Genomic DNA, 14,955 nt, shown 5'->3' with positions numbered 1-14,955 from the left:
CGATCTTAATAACTATAGGTGACGTACGCCGCGGCATTCGGCGCCAGCCTGCGCCTGGCGATCGGGCTCTTGGCGGCGTCGCCCTGCAGGCGCGCTGCGCCCACCAGGGTATGCAGCGCCCAGTTCTTGTCGAACTGGTGCTCCCAGCTCAGGTTGGCGCTGACTTCGTACAAGCCGCTGTTCGGCTTGAAAGCGGCGTAGCCGGAATTGGCGGATTGCAGCGCTGTGACGCCGTAATAGGTTTGCAGGTATTTGGTATCGCCGACGCTGGCGGTTGCGGCCAGCGACAGCTTGTCCTTGTCGGCCGTGTAGAACGGACTGGACGCCGAAAAATGGAAGGCATTGCCGTTATCTTTTTGCGACAGCGCGAGATCGGCCGTGACGCTCAGGTTCAGCCATTCCAGCGGTGTGTAGCCGGCGCTCAGGATGGCGATGGCCGAGCCCTTGATTTCACCCATGCCGCGCAAACGGGTGCTGCCGCTGCTGAAACCGAAGCTGCTTTCATCCTTTTCCTGGCGCCCGTCGCGATAACCCAGCGCTGCGCTATAGTTGAAGCTGCCCGCCGTGCTGCCATAGCCTATGCCACGCATGGTGCTGGCGAAGAAACCGCCCGGCGTGGAGTAATCGAGCGCCAGGACCGGCCCTGTCATGTTCTGGTCGGAACCGGAGTAGCGCGGGCCGAAGGCGGCGCCGGCGCCTATGGTGAGGGTATTTTCGTCGCTCTTTTTTGCGATGTCGGTCAGCGCGTTGGCGCTCGCCGTGCTGCCGGCGCCCAGCAGCATCAGCTGCATGCCAAGCGAGGCGAGGTTGATTCTGTTGAAACGCTTTTTCATTATCGGCTTTCTGGTCGGATTGCGTTGTCGGGGGGACGTGCCATGGCGGATTGTCCAAGCCAGCAGTATCCGTGAGCGATATGAAGGGAACATGAGCCATTCGTTAACGTTTGCTGAAGACGCACGGCAGCGTCTTCTTCAGCTTTTCTTCACGTTAGAGTGTTTAAATACGAGGCTATGAAAATACTGCTGATAGAAGACGATCTGGACCTGGGCAATGGCGTGCGCATTGCCCTGACAGACCATGGCATGGACGTGGTGTGGGTGCGCCAGCTGGAGGATGCGCTGCGCCACCTGGAATCCGACACCTGCGATCTAGTGCTGCTGGATCTGGGTTTGCCCGACGGCGACGGCCTCAGCCTGCTGACGCGCCTGCGTCGTGAAAAGAAGGGGCTGCCGGTAATCATCCTGAGCGCCCGCGATGCGGTCAGCGACCGCCTGCTTGGCCTCGACAGCGGCGCCGACGATTACCTGGTCAAGCCGTTCGTGCTGGCGGAACTGCTGTCGCGCGTGCGGGCGCTGGCGCGGCGCAGCTACGGCTTCGACGGCGAGACCCTGGAATTGCGCGGCCTGTCGCTGCATGCGCCGACCCGCCGTGTCTCCGTGCAGGAGCGTCCGGTAGAGCTGACCGCCAGCGAATATGCCTTGCTCAGCACCTTGCTGATACGCGCCGACCGGGTGGTGACGCGGCGCATCCTGGAAGACCTGGCGCTGCCCGGCGGCCAGGGCAACGCCAGCAATACCTTGGATGTGCACATGGCCAACCTGCGGCGCAAGATCGGCGACGGTTATATCCGCACCGTGCGCGGCGTCGGCTTCGTGATAGACCTGCAGGCGCCGGCCCGCAGCGTCCGCAAATGATGCGCCGCTGGTGGAGCGGCCTGCTGCGGCCGACCCTGGTGCGGCGCCTGCTGCTGGCGCAGATGCTGTTGCTGACGCTGCTGTGGAGCTTGTTCATCGGCTACGCCATGTTCGAGACCAGCCGGGCGCCCGGTCCGATCAGCCTTGACCGCACATACGACGCGATTTTCGGCGTTGTCGAAAACCTGGCCGACAATCCGGAGCGCCAGCACAAGGTGCTGAGCCTGATAGACCAGGCGGTGCGCGAAGGTTATGGCGTCGGCGGCAACACGCCCCAGCTGTCGCCCAGCATGCAGGTGCGGCAAGGCGGGAAACTGCTTTACCAATCCGAGGATACGCCCAGCGGCATCGTTAACCGCCGTCTCGGCCAGCCGGAAACCGTCTACGTCGACGGCATACGCTGGCGCGCGCGCACCGTGCAGTCGCGGCAGTCGGATACCCGCGTCACCATGATCGTGCCGGGAGATGGCATGGAAATGCTGATCGACATGAATTCGCGCGGTTATTATTCCTTGCCCTTGCTGATCAGCCTGCCGTTCCTGCTGCTGCCGGCCTGGCTGTCGATACGCATGGCGCTGCGCCCCTGGAGCCGGGTGGCGCGCGAAGTGGCTACGCGCGGCCCGCAGAACCTGGCGCCTCTGGAGTTCAAGCCCAAGCACCTGGAACTGAGTTCCATGGTTGATCGCATCAATGCCCTGCTGCAGCGCATGAGCGAGAGTGTGGAGCGGGAACGCAATTTTATTGCCGACGCCGCGCATGAGCTGCGTACGCCGCTGGCCGCCATGCGGGTGAATGTGGAGGCATTGCAAAGCCAGGGCGGCAACCAGCGCCAGCAGGAATTGCTGGCCGGGATCCTGAGCAGCAACAGCCGCGCTACCAGGCTGGTGGGCCAGTTGCTGATGCTGATGCGCAGCGATCCCGCCGCCAGCATCGTGCTCGAGCGGCTGGATTTGGGCGTGCTGCTGCAGGACCGCTTGGCGGTGCTATCGAGTTTGGCCCAGCTGAAACAGATCGAGCTGGAGCTGATGTCCGAAAACCAATGCTACATCCTCGGCCATCGCGACAGCCTGGTGTCCCTGATCGACAACCTGGTCGACAATGCGATCAAGTACAGCCCGTCGGGCGCCACGGTTTTTGTCAGCCTGCACAGCAACCTGACCCAGGTCGTGCTGAACGTGGCGGACCAGGGACCGGGCATTGCGCCAGCCCTGCGCGACCGCGTATTCGACCGCTTTTTCCGCAATCCGGACCAGACCCAGAGCGGCAGCGGGCTGGGCCTGACGATCGTCAAGTCGGTGGCGCATCAGCATGGCGCGTTCATCAGGCTGAATGCGGCCGATGACGACCAGGGTTTGCTGGTTGAAGTCAGGTTTCCGTGGGCGCCGCTGTGAAGACGGAGATCGCAGCTTGCCGCGATTCTTCGATAAGTACTTCGGGATGCCGGATTGCAATGTTCAGTAGTGTTCGCGCGGCGCCGGAAGGTCCGCGGCGGCCTTGTTCCCATTCTTGCAATGTCCGAACCGATACGCCCATGAGTGCCGCAAATTGCGACTGCGACAAACCGGACTGTGTGCGCGCTTTGGCAATTGGAGAGACCATCACGGATGTCGAGCGGGCAGCTTTGCCCGTCTTCATGTCACGCACCGATTTCAACAAGTCGGATTGAAATTGATCCAGCTCTTTATCCATGATGAATTTCCTCGCGAAGCTTGTTTAAGAAACTGGCCGGCAGCTTATCGAATTTGGTTTTTGTGTACGCAATCAGCAGCCATATTTCGCCGTTACCGAGAAGATTGTAATAAATCACTCGCGCACCTCCACGTTTGCCCATGCCATCACGTGCGTAGCGCACTTTGCGCAAGCCTCCGGTGCCAGGTATGACGTCGCCGGAAAAAGGATGTACCGCAATCCAGTTGATCAGCTCCTCGCGTTCGACGTCGGACCAGATAGCCGATGCATACTGTTGAAAAATTTTGGTTTCGACGACAGTGTACATTTTAAATTATACGTCATTGACGTATATGAAGGAGGTTTTAGATTTGCATGCGGATAGTTATCGTAACGACATTTTTGACAGAAAAATGCCTCTGCGAACGTATCTGAGACGTTTCAAGCCGTGGCTTATGGCTATGGCAATATGCTTAAGATGGCAAGCATTATCTAAATTGTAAAATTGCCATAAAGACACAAAGATGCTGTATCCTCGCAAAGTGATATTCCATCTTTTCCTAGCCCGAGGATTGCTATGCAAGCAGCAATAGAACGAAAGAAAACCAGTAGCAGCGCCGTGAGCTTTCCGGGGCTGTTTTTTTTCGGCCAAAAACATTCCGGCGCCGTTGTGCGCAGCACCTTGGCGCTGCTCATGGCCTTGCTCGGCGGCCAGATGACGCAAGCTGCCTATGCCGCCAACATCAGCAGTTTTTCGCCGCAAGGCGAGATCAGCCAGGTGCGCCAGGTGCGGGTGAATTTCTCGGAGGCCGCCATCAAGTTCGGCGATCCGAAAGCGCCCACGCCGTTCGACATCAGCTGTTCCGAGGCCGGCAGCGGGCGCTGGGCCGATGAGCGCAACTGGATCTACGATTTCGTGCGCGACCTGCCGCCGGGAACACGCTGCGGCTTTACCGTAAAAACCGGGTTCAAGCTGGTGTCCGGCGCCGCAGTCAGCGGCAAGACCGTATTCCAGTTCAATACCGGCGGCCCGGCCGTGGTCGACATCATGCCGCGCGGCGACCATATCGATGAAGAGCAAGTCTTCATACTGGTCCAGAACGGCGCCGCCACCGGCGACAGCATACTGAAACACGTGTATTGCCAGGCCGAGGGCGTGCATGAGCGGATTCCGGTCAAGTTCATCGCCGGCGTCGAACGCAAGCAGCTGCTCGATCATTTTGCCGACAAGATCAATCCCGACAGGGTCAGCACGGTGCAATGCCAGCAGCGTCTGCCTAACGACAGTGCGGTCAGCCTGACCTGGGACAAAGGCGTGAGCACCGCGTCCGGCATCGCCAGCAGCCAGCCGCAAGTATTCAAGTTCAAGGTGCGGCCGGTGTTTACTGCCAGCGTCAGTTGCGAGCGCGAGAACGCCAATGCAGCCTGTGCGCCGATCCTGCCGCTGCGCATCTTATTTACTGCGCCGGTCCCGCGCAAGCTGGCCGAAGGTGTGACGCTGAGCGCCGCCAACGGTAAGCTGAAGCCTTTTTTTGAAAAGAACGATACCGACGACACCGTTTCGCAACTGACCTTCAAGCCGCCGTTTGCCGAAAAAGAGGAACTCGGCGTCAACCTGCCGCAAGGATTCCAGGACGAGAGCGGCCGGCCGCTGTCGAATGCCGCTGCGTTTCCGCTGAAAGTGCGGATGGCGGATTATCCGCCGCTGGCGAAATTTCCCTCGGCGCCGTTCGGCATCATCGAACTCAACGCCGACGCCACCTTGCCGGTCACCCTGCGCAGCGTCGAAACCGGCATGCTGGCCCGCAGCGCCGACGGCAAGGTCAATCCAGGAACGGTCAGCAACCTGAAAGTCAGCGACGACCAGAACATCATCGCCTGGCTGACCAAGCTCAGGAAGTATCACGAAACCACCATCACCATCAGCAAGAAGCAGGTGGAAACGCGCAGCATCGGCTTGCTGGCGAAGCAGGCCGGTGCCAAGACCTTGGCCCTGCCGCCGTCGCCGGACAGCAAGGATGGCGTGCGGCCGTTTGAAGTGATCGGCATCCCGCTCAAGGACCCGGGTTTCTATGTGGTCGAACTGGAATCGCAAAAGCTGGGCGCCTCGCTGCTAGGCAAGGCCGCGCCCATGTATGTGCGCACCAGCGCGCTGGTGACCAATCTGTCGGTGCATGTCAAGATCGGCCGCCAGAACGGCGCGGTGTGGGTCACCACGCTCGATAGCGCAAAGCCGGTGAGCGACGCCGATGTCCGCATTTCCGATTGCCGCGGCACTGAGCTGTGGCGTGGCAAGACCGACAAGACCGGGGTCGTCGTGGTGCCGGAATTCCCGGTAGACGGTTGCCGCAATGGCGATAACAACGAGCCGGGGCATATCGACGGCTTTTTTGTCAGCGCCCGCAAGACCGATGAAAAAGGCCGGCCCGACATGGCTTTTGCATTGACTTCCTGGAATGACGGCATCGAATCCTGGCGCTTCAACCTGCCGATGGATTACGACAAATCCGCCACCGTGCGCGCCCATACGATATTTGACCGCACCCTGTTCCGCGCCGGCGAAACGGTATCGATGAAACACGTGATCCGCACCGAGACCATGCAGGGATTCGGCCTGCTGCCGAACGACAAGCTGCCGACGCGGGTGCGCATCACCCACCAGGGCAGCGGCCAGGAATATCAGTTTGCGCTGAGCTGGCGCGGGCAGAAGAATGCCGAGACCGTGTTCCAGATTCCGAAGGAGGCCAAGCTCGGCAGTTATGAGGTGGTGCTGGACGGCGGCAAGGTCAAGAGCGGCGTCAGCGGCGGCAATGCTGACGGCGACGCAGACAGCGATGCCGATTCTGACAGCGGAGGCTACGATGAAAACCGCCGCAGCTACAGCAGCGGCAGTTTCCGCGTCGAAGAATTCCGCTTGCCTTTGCTGCAGGGACGGATCACGCCGCCCAAGATCCTGGTGGCGCCCAAGGAAGTGCCGCTCGACGTGCAGCTGAATTACTTGAACGGCGGCGGCGCTTCCGGCCAGGCGGTGCACGTCACCAGCCTGCTGCGCGGCAAGTCGGTCAGTTTTGCCGGCTACGACGGTTATTCTTTTGCAGCAGGCCGCAACGATGAGGACAGCAGCGCCGACAGCCAGAAAATCGTGGCCGACAAATTGCCGGTGACACTGGACAAGAACGGCGCCGGCAAAACCGTGGTGAAGGACATGCCCGCCATTACCGTGCCGAAGGAATTGCTGACGGAAATGACGTACGCCGATCCGAACGGCGAGATCCAGACCGTATCGAGCGTCACGCCGATCTGGCCTTCGGCGGTGGTGGTGGGCCTGAAAGCAGGAGAGTGGGTTTCGGTCAAGAAGAAACTGACCTTGACGGCGGTCGCCCTCAATCCGGCAGGCCAGCCGCAAGCCGGGGTGCCGATTGAAATCAGCGGTTCCAGCAAACAGACCAATTCCCATCGCAAGCGCATGGTGGGCGGCTTCTACGCTTACGAAAACACCAGTACAGGCAGCGATCTGGGGCCGCTATGCTCCGGCAAGACCGATGCTCGCGGCTTGATGATCTGCAGCGTGGAACTGCTGGAGCCGGGCAATATCGAACTCACCGCCAAGGGTCAGGATGGCAGCGGTTATCCTGCGCTCGCCAGCAGCTCGGTCTGGGTCACCAAACAAGGCGAATTGTGGTTCGATGGCGAAAACCAGGACCGCATTGATATCTTGCCTGAGAAAAAGATTTACCAGCCGGGCGAAACCGCCAAGTTCCAGGTGCGCATGCCGTTCCGCTACGCCACCGCCCTGATTGCGGTAGAACGCGAAGGCGTGATCGAAACCCAGGTGGTGCAGCTGAACGGGCAGGACCCGACCTTCAGCCTGCCGGTCAAGGCCAGCTACGGCCCCAATGTGTTTGTCTCGGTGCTGGCGGTGCGCGGTCGTATGCGCGACGTACCCTGGTATTCCTTCTTTACCTGGGGCTGGAAAGAACCGCTGAACTGGTGGAGTGAATTCAAGGAGTACCAGGCGCCTAGCGCCACCGTCGACCTGGCCAAGCCGGCCTATAAATACGGCATTGCCGAAATCACGGTCGGCACTGCCGCCAACCAGCTTGCGGTGGCGGTCAAGGCCGACCAGCCCAGCTATGCGATCCGCACCACCGCCAAGGTCAACATCCAGGTCAACCTGCCAAACGGCAAACCGGCCGCCGGCGCTGAAATCGCCCTGGCGGCGGTCGACGAAGCCTTGTTGGAGCTGGAGCCCAACCGCAGCTGGAACCTGCTGGAAGCGATGCTGCAGCGGCGCAGCTACGGCGTGGAAACTTCGACTGCGCAAATGCAGGTAGTCGGCAAGCGCCATTACGGCCGCAAGGCGATTCCTGCCGGCGGCGGCGGCGGCAAATCGCCGACCCGTGAACTGTTCGACACCTTGCTGTTATGGAAGCCGGCCATCGTGCTGGACGCCAACGGCCGGGCCCAGGTCGACGTCCCCTTGAACGATGCACTCACCAGCTTCAAGATCGTGGCGGTGGCGCAAAGCGGCGACAGCCTGTTCGGCACCGGCGCCGTCAGCATCCGCTCGACCCAGGACCTGCAGCTGATTTCCGGCTTGCCGCCGCTGGTGCGGGAAGGCGACAATTTCAGCGCGCTGGTCACGGTGCGCAACACCACCACCCGCGTCATGCAAGTCCATGCCACGGCGCAGGCCGCCGGCCTGGCGGCAACGCCATTGCCGGCCAAGGATGAGAGCATTCCTGCCGGTGAAACCCGTGAGCTGGTGTGGACGGTGACAGTGCCGCCGGACGTCGGCCAGCTGGCGTGGGAGATCAATGCCCAGGAACAGGGCGGCCCCAAGGTCAAGGACAGCATCAAGTTCACCCAGCGCGTGGTGCCTGCGGTGCCGGTGACGGTGCAGCAAGCCACCCTGTTCCAGCTCGACAAGCCGTTCAGCATGGCGGTAGCGCCGCCGGCTGACGGCTTGCCCGGGCGTGGCGGCCTGGCGATCTCGCTGGCGCCGTCGCTGGCTTCCGGCAATGAAGGCATACGCCGCTACTTCGTCAATTATCCATTCTCTTGCCTGGAGCAAAAGACCTCGCGCGCGATAGGATTGCGCGACGAGGCCATGTGGCAAAAGGTATTGAACGATTTGCCGACTTACCTGGATAGCGACGGCCTGGCTTATTACTATCCGCCGAACGAAGGCAATGCGCGCCGCGGCAGCGATACCTTGACGGCTTACCTGCTGGCGGTAACCCAGGAATCCGGTTTTGCGATTCCGCAGCAAAGCCGCGACAAGATGCTCGATGGCCTCGCAGCGTTCGTGGAAGGCAAGATCACCCGCGATTTCTGGTCGCCGCAGAAAGACCTGGACGTACGCAAGCTAGCGGCGCTGGAAGCCTTGTCGCGCTACGACCGGGTACGGCCGGCGATGCTGGATTCGATCCAGATCTCCCCGAACCTGTGGCCGACTTCGGCTGTGCTGGACTGGATCAATATCCTGCAACGGGTTTCCAGCATTCCAGAGCGCGCCAAGCGCCAGGCCGAAGCCGAACAGATCATCCGTTCGCGCTTGAATTACCAAAGCACGCGCATGGGCTTCTCCACCGAGAGCAGCGACTACTGGTGGTGGCTGATGGCCAGCGCCGACACCAACGCCAACCGGCTGGTGCTGACCATGCTGGAAAATCCGGCCTGGAAAGAAGACATGCCGAAGCTGATCAACGGCGCCATCCAGCGCCAGTCGCGCGGCCACTGGTCGACCACCACGGCCAATCTGTGGGGTTCGCTCGCGTTGCAGAAATTCGCGCGCAAGTTCGAGTCGGAAAAAGTGACGGGCGTGACCAAGGCCAGCCTGGAGCAGGGCGCTGCCGTCAGCGGCAGCCAAAGCTACAGCTGGCCTGCTGCAGCTGCAGCGACCGAGCCCGGCAAACTGCAATTGTCATGGCCGGCGTCCGCTGCTCCTGCAGACCTGAAGCTGAGCCATGCCGGCAGCGGCGCGCCATGGGTGACGGTGCAAAGCCTGGCTGCAGTAGTGTTGAAGAAACCGTTCTCCAGCGGCTATCGGATCAGCAAGAACATTGTCCCGGTCGAGCAAAAGGAAAAAGGTAAATACACACGCGGCGATATCGTGCGGATCGACCTCGAAGTCGATGCGCAGACCGACATGACCTGGGTGGTAGTGACCGATCCGATCCCGGCCGGCGCTACCCTGCTGGGTTCGGGCCTGGGCCGCGATTCTGCCATAGCCACCAGCAGCGAACGGCCTAGCCGCAGCGCCTGGGTGGCGTACGAAGAACGCAGTTTTGAAGCGTTCCGCAGTTATTACGAGTACGTACCGAAGGGGAAATTCACCATGACGTATACCTTCCGCATCAACAACCCGGGCGAATTCAGCTTGCCGCCGACGCGGGTGGAAGCGATGTATGCGCCGGAAATGTTTGGTGAAAGCCCTAACCAGAAATGGACGGTGAAGTGAAGTCGACTGGACTCAGGCGCTGGACGCTGGGCGCTGCACTGACGTTGGCCTTTGCGCTGGCCTTAAGCGCCGGCCCGGTGCACGCCCTGCAGAGTTTCGCCGATGTGCAACAGGAATTCCGTTCTTCCGAAGCCAGTCTGTACGACCGCAAGGGCCAGCTGCTGCAGCAGGTCCGCATGAATCCGAACGAGCGCCGCCTGTCGTGGGTGGCGCTGGAAGATGTGTCGCCGGCGTTGCGCAATGCGCTGGTGGCGTCGGAAGACCGGCGTTTCTACCAGCACAGCGGGGTCGACTGGAACGCCGTGGCGGCGGCCGCATGGGGCAATCTGTGGAACACCAAGACCCGGGGCGCCTCGACCATCACCATGCAGCTGGCGGGTTTGCTGGACGACGACCTGCGGCGCCGCAATGCGCCGCGTTCGCTCGGCCAGAAAATGTCGCAGGTGGTGGTGGCGCAGCAGCTGGAGCGCAACTGGCGCAAGGACCAGATCCTGGAAGCCTACCTGAACCTGGTCAGTTTCAGGGGCGAGCTGGTGGGCATACATGCCTTGTCGCGCGTGCTGTTCGGCAAGCATCCCAGCGGCCTGAGCCAGCGCGAAGCGGCGATTGCGGTGGCGTTGATACGCGGCCCGAACGCGACGCCGGCCCGTGTCGCCGAACGCGCCTGCCGCATCTTGCAGGAGCAACGCGCGGCGCAGGAGTGCAAAGGCCTGGAAGATTTCACCCTGCTGGCGCTGGTGCGCACCGGCTCTAACTCGGAAGTCATTGTCACCACCACCGCACCGCAACTGGCGCCGCACCTGGCGCGCAAGCTGCTGCGTACGCCCGGGCAATCGGTGCGCTCAACCCTGGATGCCGGCGTGCAGCGTTTTGCCAACGATGCCTTGCGGCGCCAGCTGGCGGCCTTGGTGGAACGCAATATCGAAGACGGCGCCATTGTCGTGCTCGACAACGCCAGCGGCGACGTGCTGGCCTGGGTCGGTTCCAGCGGTTCGTTTTCGAACGCGGCCGATGTCGACGGCGTGGTTGCCTTGCGCCAGGCCGGCTCGACCTTGAAGCCGTTCCTGTACGAATTGGCGATCGAAAAAAAAATGGATGACCGCGGCCTCGATCCTGAACGATTCGGCAATCAACCTGCCGACCGCCAGCGGTCTGTATATCCCGCAAAACTACGACAAGCAGTTCAAGGGCCTGGTCAGCGTGCGTACCGCCCTGGCGTCGTCGCTGAACATTCCAGCGGTGCGCACCCTGGTGACGGTGACGCCCACGACTTTTTTCGAACGGCTGCAAGGACTGGGTTTCCAGTTGCGCGAATCCGGCGATTATTACGGCTACAGCCTGGCGCTGGGCAGCGCCGACGTCAGCCTGCTGGCGTTGAGCAATGCCTACCGCGCGCTGGCCAACCAGGGGCGCTACAGCGGTGTGCGCACTGCGCTGAGCGATCCCGCGGTAAAAATGCGCAAGGTGATGGATCCCGGCGCCGCTTTCATCATCGGCGACATCCTGTCCGACCGCAGCGCCCGCAGCCGCACTTTCGGCCTGGAGAACGCGCTCTCGACGCGCGTCTGGGCGGCAGTCAAGACCGGCACTTCCAAGGACATGCGCGACAACTGGGCGGTCGGTTATTCGGACCGGTATACGGTGGGCGTCTGGGTCGGCAACGCGTCGGGCCTGCCGATGTGGGACGTATCCGGCGTGACCGGCGCCGCGCCGGTCTGGCAGGAAGTGATGCAATACCTGCACGCGCGTGACCAGCTGCGGCAGCAGATCCCGCAAAAACCGGCCGGCGTGGTGGAGCAGGATATCCGCTACCAGGACAAGATTGAAGCGCCGCGCCCGGAGTATTTCCTGGCAGGGACAGAGCAAAGCCTGCTCACCACCGCCAAGTCAGACGACATCAGCATCGCCATCCGTTATCCGACGCCAGGCATGCTGGTCGCGCTGGACCCGGATATTCCGCCGCAGCGGCAGCGCATAAGATTTGCCGCAGATGGTTTGTCCAGCGGTACGTGGCGGCTGGATGGCAAGCTGCTGGCGCTACCGATGGCGAAGACCGGTAGGGCAAATGGTAAGACAGCCAACCGTCAGGCAGCCGCTCCAGATCCGCAGCTTGCTTTCGACTGGATGCCATGGCCCGGCCGCCATGTGCTGGAATTGCTGGACCATAAAATGGCCGTGGTCGACCAGGTCCGTTTTGAAGTGCGTGGTGCGGTTGAAAAAGCGTCGCAGAAATCCAAGAGCATCGGCAAAAAACCATCCTGACGACGCAGGCCGGTGTCCTTAGCATATCAATACGATGAGAGTGCGTGGCTCTTCTACTAAACAGGGCAGTTGCTTATATACGTTGACATATCCCTTTTGTAGACTTCTGTTTGGATGATGACTTCCGGGAATGTTTCAGGCTGTTTATTTTTGTTGATTTTCTGTCCATTGACGCAGTGTTCTTGAGAGAATAGGATTTAATCCTATTCTCTCAAAGGATGCAGCCCGTGCGAACAACTCAACAACTCAGCATTACCCTACCAAACGAGATGGCAGATATTGTGAAGACCAAGGTTGCGACCGGTGAGTATGCCAGCGAAAGTGAAGTGATCAGGGATGGATTGCGCGTCCTGATAGCCCGTGACCGCGTTATGGAGATCTGGTTGCGGCAAGAAGTGGGACAAGCATACGACGCACTGAAGGCTGACCCCGCCCGAGCGGTTACGCTTGATCAGGTGCGGGCGACGCTCGCAGCCGAATACAAGAAGGCCGTGGCAAAAATGTGATGCGGTACAGGGTGATTTTACGCCGGAAGCTCAGGAGCAACTGGTCGCACTCTATCGCTACATCGCGGCGGCAGCTTCGCCGGAGATAGCTGAGCGTTACACCGGTTCGATTGTCGCTTATTGCGAAGGTCTGCAGGATGCCCCGCATCGTGGCAGCCGACGCGACGACATACGCCCCGGTCTGCGCATCACGAATTATAGAAAACGGGCCGTGATCGCTTTCTCCGTGGAAGCTGAGCTAGTATCGATCATCGGTATTTTCTATGGCGGTCGGGACTATGAGACTGTCTTGCAGTCAGATTTGGATGATTGAGCCAGAGCGTATAAAAATATAAATCGACTCGACAGTAATTGCTTAGTGGCGTGAGTTCAGCGCAGTTACCAGCTCTTCCGCATTCTGCTTGCGCGCCGCAGCCGCCACTTCTTTCGTCACAATGGTTTTTCCTATCGGCGCCAGCGCGATGCCAGCCAGCTTCAGATGCTGGACGCCGAATGGAATGCCGATGATGGTGATGAAGCAGGCGATGGCTGACAGCACGTGGCCGATAGCCAGCCAGATGCCGGCAAACACGAACCACAAGATGTTGCCGACCAGGCCCAGGCCGCCGGTGCCGATATCGTCCCTATTGTTCAGTTCCTTGCGGCTCACGGCTTCCCTGCCGAAGGGGAGGAAAGTGAACTGTCCGATCACGAAACAGGCTTTACCCCACGGGATGCCGACTATCGTGAGGAAGGCGACGGCGCCAGCCAGCCACCAGCCCAGGCCCATGAACACCCCGCCCAGCACAAACCACAGGAAATTGAGGATGGCGCGCATATCGTTTTCTCTCCATTGTTGCGAAATTAATTAGGGTCAGAGTCGAATTATTTATTTGACTCTGACCCCGAATTGCAAAAGAGAAAAATGTAACACCGTAACTAGCTGGCCACAAGAACATCCGCGAACCCTACCATTTGCAGCCGCCATCTTTTTTTGACAATACCGCATCAGCGGCCAGCACCAGCGGCGCCAGTAAGCCGAAGGGACGGCCGACGTCCAGGCAGTCGGCGCGCGCGCTGCGTTGAATGTCCTGCGCCAGGCGGCTGTCCGGCTGGGCTTCGAGCGGATGCGTCTGCAATTGCGAGACGGCGCTGCCGTTGCGCCTGCTGGCCGGATCTGTGGCTATCTGCCGGGCCGTTTTCAGTGCGGCGTCCAGATCCACGCGAGGTTGTCTGTCCGGCGGCGGGGAGATGGCTGCCGTATCGCTGATGCTGTTCTCGCGTGGCGAAACAAGTTGCGGCGGCGTTATTGTGTTTGCGCGTGGAGACGATTTTTCAGGGCGCGAGCCATGCTGCACGACTACTGGCTTGGCCGGCGATAGCGTTCGTACCGGAATTGGCCGGGGCAGCGTTGCCGGCAGCAGCAACAGCGTCATCGCTGCCTGTGTAGCCGGGCCGGCATCGATTATTTTGTGAGGACGGAACAATTGCAGCAAACCGGCATGCAGCACCAGGGACAGCAACAAGCCCAGGCTCATGGCACGCCGGCTTACCGCGGCAGGCCAGCGGCTCTGGTTAGCCATTTTTTAGAAGGGAATCCGTTTCCCTTGCAGTAGCCATGTCATCCGGCTGGTAGCTCAGCAGGTCGCCCGGTTGGCAATCCAGGTAGCGGCAGATCGCCTCCAGGGTTTCCAGGCGTACGCCCTTTACCTTGCCTTGTTTTAGCAGGGACAGGTTTTGCTCGGTGATGCCGATGGCCGCTGCCAGGTCCTTGGATTTCGCCTTGCGTTTTGCCAGCATGACGTCCAGCGTAATGACGATGCTCATTTATACGAACTGCCGGTTTTCTGCATCGACTTCGCTGGCGCGTTGCAGGATGCGGGCGATCACGGTAATGCAGGCCGCCATGAAGAGGGCGACTATCGCGTTGCCGTCAAAGCCGATATTGAGCAGGCGCTGGCCTGCCGGCCGGGTGATCGTCAGCCAGACGGAGGAGAGTGGCCCGCACAGGAAATCCAGCAGCACCCACCACGCGATGCCGTGGCCGACCCGGCCCAGGTGGATGGCGGCCGCCGGCGAGAAATATTCGCCTAGGGCGTAGCGCCGGAACAGGGCGCGCAGCTGGAACAAGCCATATCCCAATGCCAGCAGCGGAATATTGGTCAGGACAATGGCGCCCAGCAGCTGCCATGGCGGCAGGGTGGAAATGTCGATGCCAAGCTTGGTCCCGGCATTGGAAAATTCCAGTACTTGATTGAGCGTATCGGGGAACAGCCAGCCGCCGATATTAAAAACCAGTATGGCAACCAGCAACAGCATGGTGAGGCTGGCCATGCGCTGGCTGGTTTGCGCAATGCGATCTTGTTTCATGCAGCGTCCTTGG

General features: G+C 60.7%; 11 protein-coding genes and 2 pseudogenes. 6 read left to right on the top strand and 7 right to left on the bottom strand.

Annotated features, from left to right (window positions below):
* Positions 1–5: 5 nt before the first annotated feature.
* Positions 6–833, bottom strand: a complete 828-nt coding sequence (locus tag CFU_RS17300; RefSeq protein WP_041742274.1) for a MipA/OmpV family protein — start codon at positions 831–833, stop codon at positions 6–8.
* 177 nt (positions 834–1,010) lie between these two features.
* Between CFU_RS17300 and CFU_RS17295 the strand changes: the two genes are divergently transcribed.
* Both CFU_RS17295 and CFU_RS17290 read left to right on the top strand, forming a co-directional pair.
* On the top strand, positions 1,011–1,694 hold the full coding sequence (locus CFU_RS17295) for a response regulator (protein ID WP_041742273.1): 684 nt from the start codon (positions 1,011–1,013) through the stop codon (positions 1,692–1,694).
* Positions 1,691–3,085, top strand: coding sequence for a sensor histidine kinase (locus CFU_RS17290; RefSeq protein WP_014007322.1), 1,395 nt, complete (start codon positions 1,691–1,693; stop codon positions 3,083–3,085). The genes CFU_RS17295 and CFU_RS17290 overlap by 4 nt, the downstream gene beginning before the upstream one ends.
* Here CFU_RS17290 and CFU_RS17285 read toward each other — a convergent pair.
* A complete protein-coding gene (locus CFU_RS17285) occupies positions 3,060–3,383 on the bottom strand; it encodes a helix-turn-helix domain-containing protein (protein ID WP_050808628.1) in 324 nt (107 codons plus the stop codon). The genes CFU_RS17290 and CFU_RS17285 overlap by 26 nt on opposite strands.
* Entirely contained in the window at positions 3,376–3,690 is a 315-nt protein-coding gene (locus CFU_RS17280; RefSeq protein WP_014007321.1) for a hypothetical protein, read from the bottom strand. Before CFU_RS17280 ends, CFU_RS17285 begins: the two co-directional genes overlap by 8 nt.
* A 366-nt stretch (positions 3,691–4,056) precedes the next feature.
* Between CFU_RS17280 and CFU_RS17275 the strand changes: the two genes are divergently transcribed.
* From CFU_RS17275 to CFU_RS23980, 4 genes and pseudogenes are all read left to right on the top strand, one after another.
* Positions 4,057–9,825 (top strand): alpha-2-macroglobulin family protein, encoded by a 5,769-nt coding sequence (locus CFU_RS17275; RefSeq protein ID WP_041743624.1) that lies wholly within the window; start codon positions 4,057–4,059, stop codon positions 9,823–9,825.
* Positions 9,810–12,087: pseudogene (gene pbpC / locus CFU_RS17270) on the top strand (penicillin-binding protein 1C). Before CFU_RS17275 ends, pbpC begins: the two are co-directional and overlap by 16 nt.
* A 227-nt stretch (positions 12,088–12,314) precedes the next feature.
* Entirely contained in the window at positions 12,315–12,593 is a 279-nt protein-coding gene (locus tag CFU_RS17265) for a ribbon-helix-helix domain-containing protein (RefSeq protein ID WP_041743623.1), read from the top strand.
* Positions 12,593–12,906, top strand: a pseudogene (locus CFU_RS23980) (type II toxin-antitoxin system RelE/ParE family toxin). Before CFU_RS17265 ends, CFU_RS23980 begins: the two are co-directional and overlap by 1 nt.
* Positions 12,907–12,948: 42 nt before the next feature.
* On the opposite strand, the gene CFU_RS17260 reads toward CFU_RS23980, so the two are convergent.
* The 4 genes from CFU_RS17260 to CFU_RS17245 form a co-directional block, all read right to left on the bottom strand.
* A complete protein-coding gene (locus tag CFU_RS17260) occupies positions 12,949–13,410 on the bottom strand; it encodes a YccF domain-containing protein (RefSeq protein ID WP_014007317.1) in 462 nt (153 codons plus the stop codon).
* A gap of 130 nt (positions 13,411–13,540) precedes the next feature.
* Positions 13,541–14,155: a hypothetical protein gene (locus tag CFU_RS17255; protein ID WP_014007316.1), complete on the bottom strand. Its 615-nt coding sequence runs from the start codon at positions 14,153–14,155 to the stop codon at positions 13,541–13,543.
* Positions 14,148–14,399 (bottom strand): helix-turn-helix domain-containing protein, encoded by a 252-nt coding sequence (locus CFU_RS17250; RefSeq protein WP_014007315.1) that lies wholly within the window; start codon positions 14,397–14,399, stop codon positions 14,148–14,150. The genes CFU_RS17255 and CFU_RS17250 overlap by 8 nt, the downstream gene beginning before the upstream one ends.
* On the bottom strand, positions 14,400–14,942 hold the full coding sequence (locus CFU_RS17245) for a DUF2975 domain-containing protein (RefSeq protein ID WP_014007314.1): 543 nt from the start codon (positions 14,940–14,942) through the stop codon (positions 14,400–14,402).
* Between the last annotated feature and the right edge of the window lie 13 nt (positions 14,943–14,955).

The organism is Collimonas fungivorans Ter331 (genome assembly GCF_000221045.1).
Classification (GTDB): domain Bacteria; phylum Pseudomonadota; class Gammaproteobacteria; order Burkholderiales; family Burkholderiaceae_D; genus Collimonas; species Collimonas fungivorans_A.
The sequence above is the reverse complement of the archived record's forward strand: the minus strand, read 5'-3'. Positions and strand labels throughout refer to the sequence as shown.

What these genes read in the sequence shown, in the direction of transcription:
- CFU_RS17300 (WP_041742274.1), bottom strand. Translation starts at nt 833, where the DNA reads ATGAAAAAGCGTTTCAACAGAATCAACCTCGCCTCGCTTGGCATGCAG.
- CFU_RS17295 (WP_041742273.1), top strand. Translation starts at nt 1,011, where the DNA reads ATGAAAATACTGCTGATAGAAGACGATCTGGACCTGGGCAATGGCGTG.
- CFU_RS17290 (WP_014007322.1), top strand. Translation starts at nt 1,691, where the DNA reads ATGATGCGCCGCTGGTGGAGCGGCCTGCTGCGGCCGACCCTGGTGCGG.
- CFU_RS17285 (WP_050808628.1), bottom strand. Translation starts at nt 3,383, where the DNA reads ATGGATAAAGAGCTGGATCAATTTCAATCCGACTTGTTGAAATCGGTG.
- CFU_RS17280 (WP_014007321.1), bottom strand. Translation starts at nt 3,690, where the DNA reads ATGTACACTGTCGTCGAAACCAAAATTTTTCAACAGTATGCATCGGCT.
- CFU_RS17275 (WP_041743624.1), top strand. Translation starts at nt 4,057, where the DNA reads ATGGCCTTGCTCGGCGGCCAGATGACGCAAGCTGCCTATGCCGCCAAC.
- CFU_RS17260 (WP_014007317.1), bottom strand. Translation starts at nt 13,410, where the DNA reads ATGCGCGCCATCCTCAATTTCCTGTGGTTTGTGCTGGGCGGGGTGTTC.
- CFU_RS17255 (WP_014007316.1), bottom strand. Translation starts at nt 14,155, where the DNA reads ATGGCTAACCAGAGCCGCTGGCCTGCCGCGGTAAGCCGGCGTGCCATG.
- CFU_RS17250 (WP_014007315.1), bottom strand. Translation starts at nt 14,399, where the DNA reads ATGAGCATCGTCATTACGCTGGACGTCATGCTGGCAAAACGCAAGGCG.
- CFU_RS17245 (WP_014007314.1), bottom strand. Translation starts at nt 14,942, where the DNA reads ATGAAACAAGATCGCATTGCGCAAACCAGCCAGCGCATGGCCAGCCTC.